Here is a 21,554-nt window from a genome sequence, read left to right on the forward strand (position 1 = left end):
CATTTAGTTTATCTGTATTAAGGAATGGTTTTTGTAAATTTAAAATGAACTTAAAGCCGTTCGCTCAGTCAAAAACACGGTTTACTCATTCATCTTTTTTAAACAGAGTAATGAAGCCTAAATTTGACTAAACAATATTTATTATGAAAAACTTTATATACCTTTTATTAGTTTGTGCCTTTGTTGCTAGTTGTAATACCAGAAGAACCGCTGTTCCAAACAAAACAAAAAACGAACAAGTAGCCAACGAAAAACTTAGTGATACTGTAACTATTTCAAACGACGATTTAGAATACGAAATTATCATCATAGAACCAGGTTTTAACTTTTGGTTAGCTAGCCAAGCACGACCAGAAGGCTTTTATTCACAGCAATATTTAGAAACTAGAAATTATCAATACGTTATTGAGTGGAATCAACGCGTCAATCAACCATCTCGATTTAATAGTAATTTATACGAGTTACAAATTGATTATCAAAGCCATATAGATTATGGTTACGAAGTAAACTACAAACTTTATAACTACTTCATTTACTTTCAACGAACTTATAAACAAAGATTAGGGCCTTACAATCCTCGTATTTAAAACACTTTACCTATTTTTGCATTTCTAAACGTAACATGTGCAAAAATTTAAGGCTAACTGGCAAATAACTAAAAATTGGCAACTTATCTTTCCTTTTATAGGTTTGGTTGCATTAGGCTACTCATCTTTTAAATTGGCAGGCTTATTTATTTCTAAAGAAAACCTAGCTATTTTAATAGGTTTAGGAGCCGTAATATTCTTTGTTCTTCTAAAATTCATTCTTAAAATTTTCGAGAAACTAGAAAAAAAATGGGAGGTCAATTACCGATGGGAATTAATTAGTATTTTCTTGGTTTTTGCTTCTACAGGATCTTCTTCTGTTTTTGTAAGTCGTCCGTTAATAAAACTTATGGGTATTAACCGAGACAATTTGCCAACATTTGCATACTGGTTTTTATATATTGTTATTGGTTTTATTTTTTACCAAATCCTTCTTGTTTTAATAGGTTGGATCTTTGGGCAATATAAATTCTTTTGGAATTTCGAAAAGAAAATGCTCCGTAGAATTGGTTTAAAACGTTTGGTAGATTAATTGAACGCTATAAAAAAACATATCATTTTTAAGTCACTAACAGTTTTGTTAGCACTCATGCTGTTTGTTCCAGCAGGTGTAAAAATGGCTCATGTTTTTGCACATCATCATCACAAAGTATGTACTAATGGTGATAATTTGCATATTCACCAAGTAGATTTAGATTGTGAATTTCATAAGTTTCAAATCAATAACAACTTCTCTTTTTCAGATTACACTTTTACATTCTTTATTGAAAAAGAAACACCAATAGAACTTGTTTCTCAATACAGTTTTATTAGTGAATTTCAACGCTTACAGGCCTCTCTTCGCGGCCCTCCAGTATTAATTTAATTATATCTCATCCCGGATTTCTTCGGTTATATTATTCATTAAATTAATACGTTTTCTTTTAATTCATTTTAACAAGAAAGCGCAAACTCTCTCATTATGCGAATATTTTTAAGCGCGTTGCTATTTTTAGCAATCTCGAGTGTATATGCTCAAAATACAATAAGTGGTGTCGTTTTAGATGCTTCAAACCAAGATCAGTTAGCCTTTGTAAATATCTATTTCCCAGATTTAGAAAAAGGTGCTGCTACCGATGAAAACGGACGCTTTTCTATCGAAAACTTACCTTCTGGTAGTTATAATATTTTATTTTCTATGATTGGTTATGAAACTCAATCTCTAAAATTAATTATACCATCTACAGAAGACATTGAAATAAAGTTAACTCCATCTGCCATAGAAATGCAGAGTATCATTATATCAACGCCTTTCCATAAATTACAGCGCGATAATGTTATGAAGGTTGAACAAAAATCTATTAAAGATTTAAAAACCAAGGGCGCTGTAACTTTAGCCGATGGAATAACAAATATTGCAGGTGTAGAAAGTGTAACAACCGGTATGGGTATTGGTAAACCTGTAATTAGAGGTTTAAGCTCTAACCGTGTTGTAGTATACACACAAGGTGTTCGTTTGGAAAATCAACAATTTGGAGGCGAACACGGCCTTGGATTAAGCGATGCTGGAGTTGAAAGTGTAGAAGTTATCAAAGGCCCTGCTTCCCTACTCTATGGTAGTGATGCTCTTGGTGGAGTTTTGTATTTAAATCCAGAACGTTTTGCTGAAGAAGGAACATCTAGTGGTGATTTAGGAGCAAATTACTTTAGCAATACACAAGGCTTTAACACTAGTGCTAGTTTTAAAACTTCAGAAAATAATTGGAAATTTTTATTTAGAGGAAGTTTAGCTGAACATTCAGATTACGATACCGAAGATTATCGCGTAACAAACACACGTTTTAGAGAACAAGATTTTAAAGCAGGTGTTGGCTATCAAGTTTCTAAATTTAAAACTGAATTTCGTTACAATGTCAACCATTCTAAACTTGGAATTCCTGAAGAAATTGGCGAACAATCTACAAACAAAACGCCTCTATTACCTTATCAAGATATTACAAACCACGTGATGAGCTCTAAATCGACCGTGTTTTTTAACGATTCTAGATTAGATATTAATTTAGGCTATATCTATAATGATAGAAAAGAGTTTGAAGAAGAACATGACCACGATGAAGATGAGGAACATGAAGAAGAAGATCATGACGAGGAAGAGCACCATGATGAAGAAGATCACGATGATGATATTCTAGAAGCAGCCTTGCACATGAAGCTTAAAACGGCTAACTATGATGTTAAATATAGCTTACCACAATTAGGGAAGTTTGAGACTATATTTGGTGTACAAGGTATGCACCAAACCAATTCTAATTACGGTGAAGAAGAACTTATACCAGACGCAACAACTAATGATTTTGGTATTTTAGGAACATCGCATATTCATTTTGAAAAAGCCGATATACAAATTGGAGCGCGTTTTGACACCAGAACTATAGATGTGCTAAACGGGTTAAATAAAAGCTTTGAAAGTTTTAATGGTGCTTTTGGAGTTAAAACAGATATTGCTAAAAACTTAACAACTCGTGTAAATTTAGCAACCGGGTTTAGAGCTCCAAACTTATCAGAATTAACTTCGGAAGGCAGTCATGAAGGTACAAACCGTTATGAAATTGGAAATGAAAACTTGAAAAGTGAACAAAACTTTCAAGCAGATTTGTCTTTAGAATTTCAGAATGAACATTTAGAGCTTTTTGCTAATGGATTTTATAACAAAATAAATAATTACATTTTCTTATCTCCAGATGGCAGCTTTGTGAATGATGATCCGGTTTTTCTTTATTTACAAGACGATGCTTACCTATATGGTGGAGAATTTGGTTTTCACTTACACCCACACCCTATAGATTGGTTACACTTTGAATCTAGTTTTGAAATGGTTACAGGAAAACTTGATGATGACAGCTATCTACCTCTAATTCCTGCAAATACTTTAACCAATATGGTGAGAATAGAATTTGAGAAAAACTGGATTCAAGATGGTTATGCCTTTGTAAAACTCCTAACCGCTTTTGACCAAAACAACGTTGGTGATTTTGAAACAGCAACTGATGGTTACAGCTTATTAAGTGCAGGACTAGGCGGTAGTTTTGAGGTTTTCAACAATGACGTTCAGGTTACAATCTCTGGTACCAATTTAACAAACAAAACATACATTAGCCATCTATCTAGATTAAAAACCGATGGTATTTACAATATAGGCCGTAGCATTAATCTAGGGTTTATTTTTAAGCTTTAGTATATAAAGCATCTCTCTTTAAAGGTCTGTAAGTGTAAAAACTTGCAGATTTTTTTTATGTTTTAATAAATCTTGAGACAAGATTTTAAAATTTACATACTTATATGTAAAAATACATTTATCTCCCTTAGAAAGGCCTAGATTTTGCGTTAAGGATTGAGCGGCTTGTTTGAAATCCTTTTTTTAGGCTATACTCTAATTAATAAATATATTAACATTATTATCACGGCATGGCATAACCTTTTATCAATGTGCCTTAACTAAAAAAAGATTGAGTAGCGAAAGCCTGACCCTTTTGGGTAACGCCCAAGATTTAAGAAAAGAAAAAGCCCATAAACTAATTAGTTCATGGGCTTTAAAATTATATAAAAAGTTTACTTTATTTCTTTTTATTCTGAGCTTGCTTTTGTTGTTCTGCTTGCTCCATCATTTCAGCCATTTTTTTCTGAAATTTGTTTTGCTTTTTAGGCTGTTTTTTCTTCTCTTGAATTTGTGCATGAATCTTATCTTCATCTAAAATAAAATTCTTAATCACTAATATAATTCCGATACTAATTAAGTTCGAGATAAAGTAATATAAACTTAATCCTGAAGCGTAATTATTAAAGAAGAATAACATCATAATTGGTGAGAAATACATCATGTACTTCATCATTTTTGCCATATCAGGCATACCTTCTTGCTGTGGTTGCGATTGCATGTTTTGCCCTGTTGTTAATTGCATATAAAAGAAAATTGCAATCGATGCTAATAACGGAAATAAACTTACGTGGTTTCCATAAAACGGAATGTTAAACGGTAAATCTGCAATAACATCATAAGATGATAAATCGTCTGCCCAAAGGAAAGATTTTTGTCTTAAATCGAATGCAGAAGGGAAAAATTGAAATAAAGCATAGAATACAGGAAGCTGTATTAAAGCTGGTAAACAACCTGCCATAGGGCTTGCTCCTGCTTTAGTTTGCAACGCCATAGTTTCTTGTTGCGCTTTCATTTTATTGTCTTTATGCTTTTCGCGAATAGCATCTAATTCTGGTTTAAGAATTTTCATTTTCGCTTGCGATAAAAACTGCTTGTACTGTACAAATGATAGCATTAATTTAATTAAAACCGTCATAGCAATAATAGCGATACCGTAAGGTAAAAAGCCTCCTAAAAAGCCGAATAATGGCGTAAAGATATAACGGTTAATCCAACCGAAAAGTCCCCAACCAAATGGCACTAACTCGTCTAAATTACGATCATAAGAGTTTACAACGTCAAAATCATTAGGACCAAAATAGAAATCCATAGACTGGTTCAGCTCTCCTGCTTGTAATGCCAATGGCATTTTAGAATCGAAATATTTTGTATAGACCGTATCTACAACTTCATCATCAACTAAGTTTTCAGATTTAATCTGTGCTGTTTTAAATGCTGTATCTGTTAATAATACAGATGAAAAGAAGTGTTGCTTATAGCCTATCCAAGTTACATCTTCTAACTCCTCATCAGCATCACGAGCACCTGTGTAGTTCGCTTTGCCATCTTCATACTCATAATGAATATCCGTATACCTGTTTTCATAAGAAATACTTTTAGCGTGTCTATATCCTTTTAAAGCCCAGTCTAAATTAATAACTTGAGAGCTATTAATAACATCGCTTAACCCTTGAGAACGTACCGTAAAGTCGATCATGTAATCGTTAGGTTTAAGCTCGTAACGGTATTCTAAAAATTTAGATTCTGATACTTTAAGTTTCATTGAAACTACAGTATTCTCTCCACTTTTAGTTACAGATGGCGTAAAGTATAAATCTTTAGTATTTAAAGTTCTACTATCTGTTGTTCCAAAATTAATATTGAACACTGAATTACGATCCTTTATGATGTAAATAGGAAGTGAATCGTAATTAACAAACTTTTTAAGTTGTAATTCTGAAAGGTAACCACCTTTGTTGCTAAATTTTAAAGCGAAAACATCACTTTCAACAAGGGTTTCTTTATCTGAAGCCGTTGATGCTGCATAAGCAAAAGCACCAAATTTATTTTTTAAGCCAATCAATTGTAATGAATCTGAAACACCAGCAGCTTTAAAATCGTCTGCCGTAATTACTTTGGTGTCATTTTGCTTGGCACTATTTTCTGCTGCAATTTGTTCTTGCTTTGCTTTTTCTTGTGCTTCAAGCTCTTCTGGCGTTGGTTTATTCTGCCAAAGCATGTACGCTAATATTCCGAAAATAAGTACAAAACCAATAATCGAATTAACGTCTAATTTCTTTTCTTCCATGTATTCAAATTTTAGACCTGACAAATTAAAACATCCATCAGGCCTTTTTCTATTATTTTTCTTAAATCAAAAAACTATCCACTATTCGTTTTGTGCCATCTTGGCACTTTTACGCTTTTTACTAAAGTTTAATCCTGCTTTTACAAAAGCTACAAATAAAGGGTGCGGATTGGCCACTGTACTTTTGTATTCTGGATGATACTGCACACCAATAAACCAAGGATGCGTAGGGATTTCAACGATTTCAACTAAACCTGTATTTGGGTTTAATCCTGTTGCTTTCATTCCGGCAGCTTCAATTTGTTCTTTGTAATCACTATTAAACTCATAACGATGTCTATGACGTTCGCTAATACTTTCCGATTTATAAATATCACGAATGGCCGAACCGATTTTTAAATCGCAATCCCAAGCTCCTAAACGCATGGTACCTCCCATATCGGTAACACTTTTTTGCTCTTCCATTAAACTGATAACCGGATTTTTGGTATCCGGACTCATTTCAGTAGAATCAGCATCTTTTAAATTCAGTACGTTTCTAGCAAATTCAATAACTGCCATTTGCATACCTAAACAAATTCCGAAAAACGGCACATTGTTTTCACGTACATAACGTACAGCATCAATTTTACCTTCAATACCACGTTCACCAAATCCTGGTGCTACTAAAACACCATCTAAATGGCCCAGTTTTAGTTTAGCATTATCTTCATTTATATATTCTGAATGTACAGATTCAATATTAACTTTTACTTCATTTTCCGCTCCAGCGTGAATAAAAGCTTCTAAAATTGATTTATAAGAATCTTGTAATTCTACATATTTACCAATTAAACCAATAGTAATTTCATACTTTGGATTTTTATGACGATGTACAAATTTATTCCAGTTCGAAATATCTGGTACAATGCTTTCTAAATTTAACTTTTTAAGCACAACTTTATCCAGACCTTCTTCTAGCATTAAATTAGGTACATCGTAAATAGTTGACGCATCTATAGATTGAATTACAGCCTCTTGCTTAACATTGCAAAACAATGCAAGTTTACGACGTAATTCCATAGGTAATTGGTGCTCGGTTCTACAAACCAAAATATCGGCTTGTACTCCACTTTCCATTAATGTTTTTACACTATGTTGGGTTGGTTTTGTTTTTAATTCGCCAGCCGCAGATAAGAATGGTACTAAAGTTAAATGAATAACAATACCGTTATTTTCACCTAAATCCCAACGTAATTGGCGTACAGCTTCTATGTATGGTAAAGATTCAATATCTCCAACAGTACCACCAATTTCTGTAATTACAATATCGTAATCGCCAGATTTACCAAGCATTTGGATACGCTCTTTAATCTCATCGGTAATATGAGGAACCACCTGAACAGTTTTTCCTAAAAATTCACCACGGCGTTCTTTTTGAATTACACTTTGGTAAATACGACCTGTAGTAACATTATTTGCCTGACTAGTTGGCACGTTTAAAAAACGTTCGTAGTGTCCTAAATCTAAATCGGTTTCGGCACCATCCTCGGTAACATAGCATTCACCATGTTCGTAAGGGTTTAAAGTCCCTGGATCGACATTGATATACGGATCTAGTTTTTGAATAGTTACTCTATAGCCTTGTGCTTGTAGAAGTTTTGCGAGCGATGCCGCGATAATCCCTTTTCCTAGGGATGATGTAACCCCACCGGTTACGAAAATGTATTTTGCTGTAGTTGTCATGTTGCGCTTATAAACGCAGGCAAATTTACAAAATTTAAATAGTTATTTAGGAATTGTTTTAGGCTAATTTGAAAGTGATTGATTAATAATGATTTTGAAGTAATTTTGAGCTCAAATTTATTACTAAAATCACTAAATTTTAAAAGGAATTATTGTCTAGAAATAAATAACCTATAGCACTTGAAACTATTTTCCAAATCTATAAATTAATACAGTAAAGCTTCTCTTAAAACACTAATAGGATGTTTTGCAACACGGCCTGTACCATCTTTAATTTGATGGCGACAACTTGTACCATTTGCGGAAATAACAGTCTCTACAGCTGCTTTTTTAATGGCAGGAAACAACGTTTGTTCGCCTATTTGCATACTTACTCTATAATGTTCTTTCTCGTAACCAAAACTACCTGCCATACCGCAACAACCACTCGGAATTATGGTTACTTTATAATTTTTTGGCAAATTAAGAACGGTAAAACTAGACAACTGATTGCTATCAGATTTTTGATGACAATGTCCATGGAATTTAATGGTTTTAGCTTCCGAAGTAAATTGTTCTGCTTTTATATTCCCTAATTCAATTTCTTTTTGAATAAACGCTTCAATTAAAAATGTGCTTTTTGCTATAGATTCTGCTGAAATTTTATCGTCTGCTAATTTTAAATATTCATCTTTAAAAGTTAGAATAGCCGAAGGTTCAATACCAATTAGAGGTGTGTTTTCTGAAATTATATTTTTAAAAATATTAATATTTTTATTAGCTGCTTTTTTGGCTTGCTCTAATAATCCTTTAGATAAATAGGTTCGTCCAGACTCCTCATTTGCAACCATTTCAACCTTGTAATTTAAAGCATTTAAAAGCTCTAAAGCGTCTACTCCTACTTCAGTATCTAAATAATTTGTAAACTCATCATTATATAAATAAACAGTTTTAATATATCTTTTAGAAGTTCTAGTTTTAGAATGAATTTTATATTCTTTTTCTAAATTTTTACTTGAAATTAATGGCAATGTACGTTCGGGAGCAATACCAAATACTTTTTTTAATGTTGAAGATGTAAACCTGTTTGAAAACATGAAATTAGTTACACTTGGCGCTACACTTCCTAATTTATTTAATTGATTATTATAAGCGAAAAGTTTTGTTCTAAACGGAATACCATGTTCTTTTTGATATTGATATTGAAACTCTGCTTTTAAACTCGCCACATCAACACTACTTGGGCATTCCGATGCACAAGCTTTACAACTTAAACATAGATCGAACACAGATTTTAACTCTTCATGATCAAATTTATTTTCTTTATCAGAATTCGTTAAAAACTCTCGTAGAGCATTAGCACGTGCTCTAGTAGTATCTTTTTCGTTTCGAGTTGCACGATAACTTGGGCACATGGTTCCGCCAAACTCTGGTAATTTTCTACAATCTCCAGAACCATTACATTTTTCAGTTTCTCTTAAAATGCCCTGGGATTTCGAAAAATCGAGCATTGTTTTTATTTCAGGTTCTTTACGGCCTACTTCGTAACGCAGTGCTTGATCCATAGGAAAAGCATCTACAATTTTACCTTGATTGAAAATATTATTAGGATCGAAAACCGATTTTATACGCTTTATTAATTGGTAATTTTCTTCACCAATCATTAAAGGAATAAATTCAGCACGTACAATACCATCGCCATGTTCGCCACTCATGGATCCATTATATTTTTTAACTAAATTAGCTACATCGGTTGTTATCTTACGAAATAAAACAACATCTTCAGCCTTTTTCAAATTTAAAATAGGGCGTAAATGCAGTTCTCCTGCACCAGCATGTGCGTAATAAATGGCGTCTTGATTGTAGCCTTTCATTAAAGCAGTAAACTCAGCTATATAGTTTGCCAAGTCTGGTAAAGCAACTGCAGTATCTTCTATACACGCTGCCGATTTTTTATCACCAATCATATTTCCCAACAAGCCTAAACCTGCACTACGTAAATTATTTGCTTTTTGAATATCATCTCCAAACAGCAATGGGTAAGCATAACTAAGATTTGATGTTTTTATAGCTTCAACTAAAGCTAAACCTAAAGCTTCCACTTCGGCAACAGAATTGCCTCTTACCTCGCACATTAAAATAGCTTTGGGATCGCCTTCTATAAATGCTCTATTTTCTTCTTGGGTTTTATTTTGTTTAGTACAATCTAAAATGGTTTTATCCATCATTTCGCAATTGAACAAATTATATTTCATAGTTAATTCTACAGCACTTAAACAGTTTTCTATACTATCAAAATGTGCCGCAACCATAATGGCTTCGCTAGGTGGAAGTTTATCTAATTTTAAAGTAATTTCCGTTGAAAAAGCCAATGTTCCTTCACTACCAGAAAGCAGTTTACACATATTGAATTTCTCAGGAGTTTCCGAAAAAACATTCGATTTTATTAACTCATCAATAGCATAACCTGTGTTTCGTCTATGAATTTCTGGTTTAGGGAAGTTTTCAATAATTCGGTTTTTGACTTTATCCTGTTTTAATTCTTCGTAAATCGATTTATAAATCTTTCCCTCTAAAGTATTTTCTGTTATTTTCTTTTTAAAATTATCAGAAGTTAATTCGCCAAAAACAGCTTCACTTCCATCACTTAAAATAGTTTCTAATTGTAATACTTTATCTCTGGTAACACCGTATTGAATAGATGTTGTTCCAGATGAATTGTTACCAACCATCCCACCTATCATACATCGGTTTGAAGTCGACGTATTTGGGCCGAAAAACAAGCCGTGAGGTTTTAAAAAATTATTAAGCGCATCGCGCACAACACCCGGTTGTACCGTAACGGTTTGCTCCTCTTTATTAAACGCTATAATTTTGGTGAAATATTTTGAAATATCTACCACAATACCTTTACCAACACATTGCCCTGCTAAAGATGTTCCTGCTGTACGCGGAATTAAAGTTGTATTATTAGATTTTGCGAAACTAATTAGCTTTTTTATATCTTCTTTATCCTTTGGATATGCAACCGCCATGGGCAACATTCTATAAACCGAAGCATCTGTGGCATAAATAGATTTTGATAAATTATCGAATAATAATTCTCCAGATAACTCCGATTTTAAATCAGCTAAAGTCATTTTATGTATAAATATAGTTTCGTTAAATACAACGGGCTTTTAAGAAAAGCGCCGCGCCATTAGAATAACTAAATTCTAATAATATCAAAGTTATTAGTTTTAATTAAAAAGCGGCTAGTAATCTTAATTAATTTATGCAGATTTTGAAAATGAAGACGCGCATAAACTATAACTATTTATTTAGGATACTTACGCTGTATATTTCTAATTAAATCTTCCAAACCATTTAATTTAAGTTCATAAACTTGTTTAAGCATATCGCCTAACTTTCCTTTTGGAAACCCTTTATTATGATACCAAACCACATAATATTCGGGTAAGTCTATTAAGTAACGATCTTTATATTTACCAAAAGGCATTTTGGTATGGGCTAATGTTATCAGGAAATGTTTATCTGGAACCACAGGGTTATTCTATAAGTTTAAATTTAGACAGCTTATCAAGTTCTTTCTTAATAAAAAGTTGCCATCGTTGTTGAGCATCGATTTTTTTAGAGTGATCTGTTTCCGCATCATAGCGTTTTTGCATCATTCCTAAATCGGTAACATGTTTTTTGTAAATTACTTTTAATTTAGCCTTAATATCGTTTGAAACTTTTTGTTGAGCAATTTCTTTTCTAAATTTTCTTGCAAACAATTCTGTTATATCAAAATGCAATTGCTCATGCTCTAAAATATAATCACTGGCTTTATCTTTATGAAACCAAGATTTTTCGACACTAAAATAAGCATGTACTTCAGTTGTATAACTTACAATATTAGAGTTTAATTCTTTAACAGAAAAACCAAAGCTAATTCCTGATGCAGTTTCTGCAACTGCTCCTGAATTCTGCTTTGGTTTTCCTTTAAAATCTGACCAAGACAATTTATAATCATCTTCCCAAGAAATAACAGCTTCTCCTGTTTGGAAGCTTATAGTACAAAATAAAAATGCTAATATTTTAATCACAATAAAAAATTGAATTTATTAATATGATATAAAACAATTAGATTATATCTTGGTTTACTTTTAATTACTTCACTTCTACAATACGTAAATTTTGATGTTTTACTAAATAGATACTGTCGTTATAATACCCCCCAGAAATATCTTTTTTATAAGCAAATTTACTTTCAATATATTCTGTTAATGGCGCGTCGTTAACCGACTCATACAAGCTATTTGAAGATACCAAACGTAAAACCACATCCATCGTTAAATCGAAACCACGAACAGCTCTTTTGTTTGGAGTTGTGTTATACATACTTTCATATTTTTTAACAAAGCTATTCTCCGTTTCATCAAACCATTTTGAAGTTGCTGCAAAATGAAAATTTAATTTAGATAAATGCTCGTTAGAAACCTGATCACCTTCAAAAGCATCATTCATATCGGTTGTAACCAAAGTGATTTTCTTTTTGTCGTTATTTTTTTGTCCAGGCTCTATAGTATTATTAACCGAAGCTAATAAACTTGTTACATTCGATACAAAACCAGCATTAGTGGTTTCTAAAAACACATAGTTATTACCTGCTTTTAATGAACCTACAATATCATTAACAAGTACATAATTTTCATCTTGCCCTTTTTTATTCTTTCTTGAATAAACAATAGAAGCTTGATTAAACGTACGCTTTAATTCGTTTGCTATAGATACGTGTTTAGAATCTGCCACAATAATAACATTATTACTTAAGGTGTCTTTTTTAACGAATTGTACAATTCTACTTTTTAATAATTCTGTTTTAGGTCTAGATTGAAAAACGTTAGAACGTAATTGTAAATCTAACCCAATTGGAGAAACTACTGGTACATTGTTTACTTGTAATTCTGATGCTACTTTAGCAAATGTGCTTGGCGTTAATGGGCCAATAACAGCATCTACATCACTAAAATCGTTAGCTGCCAAAATTCTGGACACTTCACTTACTTCATATTTGGTATCATAAACATCAACTTTAAGAGAAAGACCTAAAGCTTTTAAAGAATCGATAGCCATTAAAACTCCAGATTGAAAATCTAAAGATGCATTTAAATACGGATCACTTTTAATACTTTTTTTAGTGTCTGCAGTGGTATCAAACTCCACACGATTTAATCTAAAAGGTAACATAACAGCGATATGCTTAGTACCGTAATCTTTTATCTTCATTTTTAGATCAGAAGACGTACCATCATAACTTGCGTTTACAACACCCGCTAAATTAGTATTGCCTTGTGGTGTTTTTAAAATCATACCAACTTTTAATCCCGTTTCTTTTAATTCAGGATTTAAAGCTTCTAGCTCTTCTTGAGTTAAACCTAATTTTAGTTTTAGACGATAAAATCCTTCTTTAGGTAATACTTTATAATAACCGTAAGTTTCATCAACCTTCTTAATTTCTTCTTTCTCTAAATTAGGAACATTAATTTGTTGCCCTTCTTGAAGTACAGCTCCCATTTTAGGGTTAAGTGCTTCCAATTCTTCTAAAGTAATTCCAAATTTATAAGCAATACGCCACTTACCTTCTTTGGCTTGTACCAAATATGGTTTTGTATTCTTTACTTCATCAACAACTTTAGTTTCTTTTAAAATAGGAATTTGAAGCTTATCACCTTTACGAAGTGTATTGGCATATAAAAACTTGTTGTACTTTTTAATATCATCTTCCGATACATCGTACTTTTTAGCTAAACTGTATAACGTTTCTTTGCGTTTAGTTTTATGTGTTCTAAAACCTTTTAATTCCTTTACCGTAGTAACTGTTGGCTTATTAGCTTTAGAAATAGGAATAATTAAAATAGTGTTTGCCTTTAATTCCTTTTTAGCATCTGGGTTTAAAGTATAAATATCGTTCGCGGTTATATAATAACGCTTAGCAATACTCTCTATAGTTTCCCCGGCTTTTACTTGGTGTGTACTAAAATTTTGTGCTTGTAATGTGCCAAAACTACACATTATAGCAATTAAAATAATGGAAAAGAATTTACTCATTTATGTTTTTTTAAAATTACCTAATTGATGCTTGTTTTTATAGATATAGCACATAACATGCCAAAAAACTTAAACATCAATTAGGTATTATCATTATTTGGATATACGTTCGTTTTTAACAAAACAGCCAACTAATTACTAAAAATTATAGGCATTAGTGTTCTGCTTGCCAAAACAAAATTCCATAGGATTAAAATTGGTTACAAACCCCTATTCCCATTCAATGGTTGCTGGTGGCTTAGAACTAATATCGTAAACCACACGGTTTACACCTTTTACTTTATTAATAATATCGTTTGATGTTTTTTGTAAAAACTCATAAGGTAGGTTTACCCAATCAGCCGTCATACCATCGGTACTTTCTACAGCTCTAAGTGCAACACATTTCTCGTAAGTACGCTCATCTCCCATTACACCTACACTGTTAACTGGTAACAACATAGCACCTGCTTGCCAAACCTTATCATATAATCCCCATTCTTTTAAACCATTTATAAAAATAGCATCTACTTCCTGAAGCATTTGTACTTTTTCGGCTGTAATATCACCTAAAATACGAATTCCTAAACCAGGGCCAGGAAAAGGGTGACGACCTAATAATTCTGGATCGATACCTAAAGTAGCACCAACACGGCGTACTTCATCTTTAAAAATAGCACGAAGTGGCTCCACAATTTTAAGTTTCATAAAATCTGGTAATCCACCTACGTTATGGTGACTTTTTATGGTTGCCGATGGTCCGCCTGTAGCAGATACACTCTCGATAACATCTGGATAGATAGTACCTTGAGCTAACCATTTTACATCAGTTAATTTGTGAGCTTCATCATCAAAAACTTCAATAAAAGAATTACCAATGGCTTTACGTTTTTTCTCAGGATCCTCTAGACCTTTTAAAGCTTCTAAAAAACGCTCAGACGCATCAACGCCTTTTACGTTAAGGCCCATACCTTCGTATTGTTTTAAAACTGATGTAAATTCATTTTTACGTAACAATCCATTATTAACAAAAATGCAATATAAGTTTTCACCAATCGCTTTATTAAGTAAAACCGCTGCTACGGTAGAATCTACACCACCAGAAAGCCCTAAAACTACTTTATCATTTCCTACTTTCTCGCGAATAGCAGCTACAGTTTCTTCAACAAAAGAATCTGGAGTCCAGTCTTGTTTTAAACCAGCGATACCCACTAAAAAGTTTTCTAAAAGTTGTTTGCCATCTGTAGAATGATAAACTTCTGGGTGAAATTGAATGGCATAAGTTGTTTCTCCTTCAATTTTGTAAGCGGCATTTTCTACGTCGTTTGTACTAGCTACTAAAACACCATTTGTTGGTAATTTTTTAATAGTATCAGAGTGGCTCATCCAAACTTGACTGCCTTTGCTAATGTTTTTCACAAAAGGCTCATCAGTTTTTATAAACGATAAGTTCGCTCTACCATATTCTCTGGTATTCGATGGTGCTACTTCACCTCCAGAAAAATGCGCTAAATATTGCGCGCCATAGCATACGGCTAGCATTGGTTTTTTCCCTCTAATTTCTGATAAATCAGGATGCAAAGCATCTTCACCTCTTACAGAGTTTGGACTTCCCGAAAGAATAACCGCCTTGTAGGTGTCTAAATTGGTTGGAATTTTGTTAAATGGATGTATTTCGGAGTAAATGTTGAGTTCCCTAACTCGACGGGCAATAAGTTGTGTGTATTGCGATCCGAAGTCTAAAATAAGTACCTTGTCATGTTGCATGCGCAAAAATAACGATTGATTTTAAAATGACGAATTAGCACCGCAACTTTTTTAACTAAATTGTTAACAGTAAAAAATCGCCTTTTAAAGGTTGTAAGTTTTTTATTAAGTTTGGTAACAATTGCTCGCCATATTCTAAATAAAATTCCGAAAAATTAGTGTTTCGTTCCTGTAAACTACCACCCGGAAAAAGTTCGGTTTGTAAGTCCGTCATTCTCGAAACGGCATCTTTCAATTTACGTTTTTGAGCTTTAAGTAAACGATTCTCTAAATGCTCTAAACCTTGTAATTGCTTTACTTCTTGAGCTTTTACAGCACCTAAAAACGATTTATCGGTGTCTTCGGCAATTTTATACATACTTTCAAATTGCTTTATCAAATGTTTCTTTTGTTCAGACAAATCGATATCAATATTTGATATTTCTCTAACTTTTTTATTAATGAAAGCACTTCGCTTTAAGAAAACATCTTCCTTAGAAATATTTAAATTTTCAAGCTTTTTACTCTGACTTTCCGTTTGAATTAAAACTGAATTTCTTAATAACAATACCGGAAAAGGTACATTTACTGTATTAAAATATTTTTTTAATTGAAACCAATACGCCAATTCTCCTCCTCCACCTATGTAACACAGGTTTGGTAAAATCACTTCTTGGTATAGAGGTCGCATAATCACATTTGGTGAAAAATGCTCCGGATGTTTTTTTACTTCATCCAGAATAGCCGCTTTTGTCCAAATTATATCGGTATTTATCGCTTTATAAACACCTTTCTCAAAAACAATACGTTCTCTTAAATTTTTATTAAAATAAAATAAGTTTATTTCTCTTGGGTTTACTTGCGCTTTATAGCCTTCAGAATAATTATTTAAATCTTCTATAGTTTCCGTAACCGCCTTAAACGATGTTTGGTTCAACAATTCGGTTTCTATAAAAGGGATAAACTCTTTTTTTAATGCGGCATTATTGGCTTCAACAATTACTAAACCATATTCGTGAAACACAGCGTTTGCCAAATATCTGGTAGCATCGGCTAAATTATCGTGCTCTAAATAAGCCTTTTGAAAAAGACCTTTTAAATATTCAGCATTTTTAGTATGTCCAATTTCATTTGAAAATACTTCAAAAACATCGGCTAAACCTTCGGTAGATAATTCTCCTACAGCTCCGCTAGCGTCCTTATTCCATTGCACTTTTTTTCCTCTGAAATTAAAATAATTTATTTCATCAAAATCATGATCTTCTGTTGCCATCCAATAAATAGGAACAAAATTTTGATCGGGATATTTTTCTTTTAATTCTTTTGAAAGATTAATAGCCGATACTATTTTATACAGAAAATACAGTGGTCCCGTAAACAAGTTTAGCTGGTGCCCTGTTGTAACGGTAAAGGTGTTTTCTAATTTTAATAAATCTATATTTTGAAGTGTTAATACCGAAGCTTCAACCTTTTTATACTGTTCAGTTAGTACCCCATGCAATACTTTTCGAGATTCTGGAGTAAAATGGGCTCCCTTTTCTTCAATTTGATTTTTGAAATTATCAAGGTTTGGAAAACGGTTGTAAAATGGTTTTAACTCTTGATTTTCATCGAGATAATCGCAAATTAAACTTGAAAAATATCCTGTGTTTTTAAACGAAATACAGTCTGCTGGCATATTAAAATAGATAGAAAGTGTAAATATAAGCTTATTCAATTTTGCAATTCTAAAAATTTCGTTAAGAATTAACAGGAAATTGAACCACCAATTTTGTCGTATTAAATTTAAGAAACATTCATTTTATATTCACTTAACATTTCAGTGCCTAATTCTACATGTTGTTAATATTTAAGTAATCTTTTTAACACTAAGGTTACTTAAAATTAAATTAAGCACAGCAGTTAGTTAACACGGTTGTTTGATTCAAATTCTAATTTTGAACCGAATTAATTAACCAATATTTATATATTAAATGATGAACAAGTACATTAAATTATTTTTATTCCTTTTTATTGTAACATCTACAAGTACAGTAATAGTTAGCTGTGATATCGAAGATGGAAAAGATGGTATTAACGGTGTTGACGGAAAAGATGGCGAAGACGGAAAAGATGGTGAGGATGGTGAAGATTTCACACCACCAGAAGCTATGTTTAGTAACAAATCGTCTTTAGCTCCTTTAGTAAAATTACACAGTGAATTTAGTACAGTAGAAGCTTTTTCTTTATTAAGTTCTACCGATGTGCTTTCTAACGGTTTTCGTTTAGTTGGTGCTCAAGATGGTGCAGGATTTTTAAAAGATGGTGATGAGTACATCTATGTTGTAAATGCAGAAGATGATTATGCTGTTTCTAGAATTCGTTTTGATAAAGACCTTAATCCTATTTCTGGCGATTGGTTATTAAATAGTGGTGTTGCAGATTATGCAAGACAATGTTCTGGTACTATGTGGGAAGCTGCTGTACATGGTGGTGATAAAGATATCTTTTTATCTGCTTCAGAAAGTTACGCTTACGATGTTAAAGGAATTGATCCTTGGATTGAAACACCTACTCCAACTGCAGATTTTGGTTTAGATGCTTTAGGTGAATTCTCTTGGGAAAACGCTGTACCATTACCAAAAGGTGCTTATACTGGTAAAACGGTAATTATTGGTGGAGATGATGATTCTAGCGGGTCTGAAGGCCAAGTAACTATGTATTTATCTGAAAACGGTGATGCAGATTTAGCAAACGGAAAAATTTATGTTTTAAGATTTAAGCAAGTTTCTGATGGTGCTGGCGGAACTATGGATGTTGCTGCAGATCAAGTTTACAACGAAGGTAGTTTAGATTTTCAAAAAACTTACGACATCGAATTTGTAGAAATCGTAGATGGTGCGGCTTTAACTAAAAGTGAAATGGAAACCGCTTGTACTAATGTATTTGCTTCTCAGTTTATGCGTGTTGAAGATGTTGATTATAAAAAAGGTAGCGATGCCAATGCAAGAGACGTATTTTTTGCGGTAACAGGAAGAGGTCCAGGAAGAGGAACTTATAACGATTGGGGAACTGTTTACAAAATTGAACTTGATGAAACTAATCCATTAGAAGGTAAATTAACTCAAATTATTAGCGGAAACACTGATACTAACAATCAAGATGGTAACCTTGCAGAATTACAAAGTCCAGATAATATTTGCGTTACAGAAAACTTTATCTACGTGCAAGAAGATCCAAATTCTTTCTCTAGAAACCATGCTGCACAAATTTACCAAGCAGATTTAGATGGTAACAATAATAAAGTTGTTTTAGAATTAAAAGTTGAAAATAACTTAGACCCAACAGGATCTACAGGATTTTCTGGTGAGTTTGGTGCTTTAACTGATATCTCTGATAAAGTAGGTGTGCCAGATACATTTATTTTAAACTTACAACCACATTACTGGGAAAGCGATGATTTTGTTTCTAGCAGTTTACCACATAACCAAGGTGGACAAATTGTATTATTAAAAGGCTTAGCTAGATAGTAAACACAATATTTTTTTAATATTAAGAATCTTCATTTTCACAATGAAGATTCTTTCATTTTTATAACTTTCACACATGTTTCGATATTTAAAATCGCTATTCTTCTTAATTATTTGCATTTCAATAACTGGATGCAAACAGGATAAAAAAGAAACCATTTCTGTAATAAATTGGTCGACTGCACAAAACTATTACTCCCAAAACATAGATTTAGCTTTAAGTTATATCGATAGTTTAGAAACGGAAGGTATGCACGGTAAAAAAGCCAAAACCTATTTCGCTTTATCTCGTGTTGCTTTCAAAAAAGCCGAACCTTACGCATCGTATTTAAATCCGGAGGTTGGCCACAGAGCAAACGGCCCTGCCCTACCTATTTATAAAGAAGACACCGGTAAGATTATCAAACCAGTTGGTTATCAAAAAATAGAAGAAAGTGTTTTTGATAATGAAACTTCCGAGGCCGATTTTAAACAAGAACTATACGTGCAAAAAGGCATGCTTTCTAACCTTAAAAAAGCTATTGACAAAAGAGATCTTAATCCACAACGCTTTTTTATAGCCACACACCAGCAACTATTACGTATAGTAAGCTTAGCCATATCTGGTTTTGATACGCCAGTAAGTCATTTAGGCATTGATGAAACTATTGTTTCACTAGAAAGTTTACAAACCGTCTATAAGGCTACCATACAAAATAGTATTAAACTTAAGAATGAAAAATTAGACTCCGATTTTAATGCTAATATTGAAAAAGCTATTGCTTTTATTAATAAAAATCAAGATTTTGATACTTTCGATCGCTTTACATTTACACGCGATTATATGAATCCGATTACTCGAAATTGGGTCGATATTAGAAAATCTAGTGCACTTTGGGAACCAATAGACACTACTCCTTTTAATTTTGATGCCCCTACTTTTTTTGAAGACGATAGTTTTAATTTAAATTATTTTACAGCTGCTATCAACCAAAACCCAACTGAGAAACAGATTACTTTAGGTAAAAAATTATTCTCAGACCCTAAACTTTCCGAAAACGGAAAAATGGCTTGTATTACCTGTCATTTACCTAATAAAGGCTATGCCGATAATGTTGCACTAAATTTAGATAATCAAGGTAAACCATTGCTACGAAATACACCCACACTTATAAATACGGCATTTCAACAAAGTTTCTTTTTAGACGGACGCTCAAACACCTTGTTAGATCAAATTTCATCTGTATTTACAAATGATAAAGAGTTTAACTCCGATGTGCATAAGTTCTCAAACGCCATTCTAAAAGACTCAACTTATACCACTCTTTTTAAAGATGCCTTCGGAAAAATTTCATCAAATAATACGGATGTTATAAAAGCCATTTCATCATATATTTCAACCTTAAATGGTTTCAATTCTAAATTTGATAAAAACATAAGAGGCGAGGAAAATAACTTTTCAGATGAAGAAAAACTGGGATATAATTTATTTATGGGAAAAGCCTTGTGCGCTACTTGTCACTTTATGCCTTTAACCAACGGAACAGTTCCTCCTTTTTATACTGAAACAGAAAAAGAAGTTATTGGAGTTCCGGAAACAGCAGAAAACAAACAACTTGATGATGATTTAGGTTTTTATTGGAGCTTTAAAGAACCACTACATAAAGGCATGTTTAAAACACCAAGTATTAGAAACATTGCTCTAACAGCGCCTTACATGCATAATGGTGTTTATAAATCTTTAGAGGAAGTTGTAGAATTTTACAACCTTGGAGGTGGTGGCGGTCTAGGTTTCGATTTAGAACACCAAACTTTGCCATTCGATGAACTTAATTTAACAACTGAAGAACAAAACGCCTTAGTCGCTTTTATGAAAACGCTAACGGAAACAGTTAGTGATGTGTATTAAACATTAGCTCTAAAACTTTTAGAACACAATAATGAAACTCTTAAAAATCCGTCAATTTATGGCGGATTTTTATTTTATAAAAAACCAACCATGACTACCAGCAACTGCTCCTGCCGTAGTTATTAAACTTAATATTAGTAAAAACCAATGCGCCTTATGAAGTATTGAAAATGTTTTTGAAGGATTTTCTTCTACATATTTTTTGAATAATTTATGCAATATAAGCGGCTCTAAAACATATAAAATAAGAGTAAAAAGTACCCAAACTAAAGTCATAGCATGAATCCACCAAAACCGATAATCAAAATATCGATCCCAAGCATCGAGCACATATAACATATAGAAACCAGAAAGTCCGGTTAGTAAAGTTGTTACTTTAGCTTGTATAGCAAATTTACCTTCTAATGCTTCGAAGGTTTTAATTTGATCTTCTTTGGATTTTAGCTTTTTTACGGCCGGAATAATAACGGTAGTTACCATAGAGACTCCACCAATCCATAAAATAACAGCTATAACATGAATAACGCGTGCTAAAGTGAATGTTTCCATTTTCTTTTAATATGAG

At 32.7% G+C, this 21,554-nt stretch carries 15 protein-coding genes; 6 read left to right on the forward strand and 9 right to left on the reverse strand.

The genetic code is table 11. The features are described 5' to 3' along the window. The first annotated feature begins 143 nt into the window (after positions 1–143). The 4 genes from BM246_RS04630 (at position 144) to BM246_RS04645 (ending at position 3,801) form a co-directional block, all read left to right on the forward strand. Positions 144–587 carry a DUF6146 family protein gene (locus BM246_RS04630; RefSeq protein WP_042506496.1) on the forward strand — a complete coding sequence of 148 codons (444 nt, stop codon included), beginning with the start codon at positions 144–146 and terminating at the stop codon, positions 585–587. Positions 588–624: 37 nt separating this feature from the next. Next, entirely contained in the window at positions 625–1,119 is a 495-nt protein-coding gene (locus BM246_RS04635; RefSeq protein ID WP_074936095.1) for a DUF6787 family protein, read from the forward strand. Then, positions 1,120–1,452: a hypothetical protein gene (locus BM246_RS04640; RefSeq protein WP_042506494.1), complete on the forward strand. Its 333-nt coding sequence runs from the start codon at positions 1,120–1,122 to the stop codon at positions 1,450–1,452. It begins immediately after the preceding gene. 96 nt (positions 1,453–1,548) lie between these two features. Next, entirely contained in the window at positions 1,549–3,801 is a 2,253-nt protein-coding gene (locus BM246_RS04645; protein WP_074936097.1) for a TonB-dependent receptor, read from the forward strand. A 379-nt stretch (positions 3,802–4,180) separates the two neighbouring features. On the opposite strand, the gene yidC is transcribed toward BM246_RS04645, so the two are convergent. From yidC to bshC, 8 genes are all read right to left on the reverse strand, one after another. Further along, positions 4,181–6,070 (reverse strand): membrane protein insertase YidC, encoded by a 1,890-nt coding sequence (gene yidC / locus BM246_RS04650; protein WP_074936099.1) that lies wholly within the window; start codon positions 6,068–6,070, stop codon positions 4,181–4,183. 81 nt (positions 6,071–6,151) lie between these two features. Then, positions 6,152–7,795, reverse strand: coding sequence for a CTP synthase (locus tag BM246_RS04655; RefSeq protein ID WP_074936101.1), 1,644 nt, complete (start codon positions 7,793–7,795; stop codon positions 6,152–6,154). Positions 7,796–8,001: 206 nt separating this feature from the next. Beyond that, a complete protein-coding gene (locus BM246_RS04660) occupies positions 8,002–10,914 on the reverse strand; it encodes an FAD-binding and (Fe-S)-binding domain-containing protein (protein ID WP_074936103.1) in 2,913 nt (970 codons plus the stop codon). 176 nt (positions 10,915–11,090) lie between these two features. Beyond that, positions 11,091–11,318, reverse strand: a complete 228-nt coding sequence (locus BM246_RS04665; RefSeq protein WP_074936106.1) for a DUF3820 family protein — start codon at positions 11,316–11,318, stop codon at positions 11,091–11,093. Between the two features lie 4 nt (positions 11,319–11,322). Continuing rightward, the gene (locus BM246_RS04670) at positions 11,323–11,862 is read right to left on the reverse strand and encodes a DUF922 domain-containing protein (protein WP_083415716.1); all 540 of its coding nucleotides are present in this window, start codon (positions 11,860–11,862) and stop codon (positions 11,323–11,325) included. 64 nt (positions 11,863–11,926) lie between these two features. Beyond that, positions 11,927–13,867, reverse strand: coding sequence for a LysM peptidoglycan-binding domain-containing protein (locus tag BM246_RS04675; RefSeq protein ID WP_074936113.1), 1,941 nt, complete (start codon positions 13,865–13,867; stop codon positions 11,927–11,929). 210 nt (positions 13,868–14,077) lie between these two features. Further along, positions 14,078–15,613 (reverse strand): glutamine-hydrolyzing GMP synthase, encoded by a 1,536-nt coding sequence (guaA, locus tag BM246_RS04680; RefSeq protein WP_042506487.1) that lies wholly within the window; start codon positions 15,611–15,613, stop codon positions 14,078–14,080. Positions 15,614–15,668: 55 nt separating this feature from the next. Beyond that, entirely contained in the window at positions 15,669–17,270 is a 1,602-nt protein-coding gene (gene bshC / locus BM246_RS04685; protein WP_074936115.1) for a bacillithiol biosynthesis cysteine-adding enzyme BshC, read from the reverse strand. Positions 17,271–17,565: 295 nt separating this feature from the next. Between bshC and BM246_RS04690 the strand changes: the two genes are divergently transcribed. Further along, positions 17,566–19,101: a PhoX family protein gene (locus BM246_RS04690; protein ID WP_139221850.1), complete on the forward strand. Its 1,536-nt coding sequence runs from the start codon at positions 17,566–17,568 to the stop codon at positions 19,099–19,101. Between the two features lie 76 nt (positions 19,102–19,177). After that, complete coding sequence (locus BM246_RS04695; protein ID WP_074936121.1) at positions 19,178–20,989, forward strand: cytochrome-c peroxidase; 1,812 nt, start codon at positions 19,178–19,180, stop codon at positions 20,987–20,989. A gap of 69 nt (positions 20,990–21,058) precedes the next feature. Here BM246_RS04695 and BM246_RS04700 read toward each other — a convergent pair whose 3' ends face one another. After that, positions 21,059–21,538 carry a membrane protein gene (locus BM246_RS04700; RefSeq protein WP_042506484.1) on the reverse strand — a complete coding sequence of 160 codons (480 nt, stop codon included), beginning with the start codon at positions 21,536–21,538 and terminating at the stop codon, positions 21,059–21,061. Between the last annotated feature and the right edge of the window lie 16 nt (positions 21,539–21,554).

The organism is Algibacter lectus, assembly GCF_900112395.1.
In the GTDB taxonomy this organism is placed as follows: Bacteria; Bacteroidota; Bacteroidia; order Flavobacteriales; family Flavobacteriaceae; genus Algibacter; species Algibacter lectus.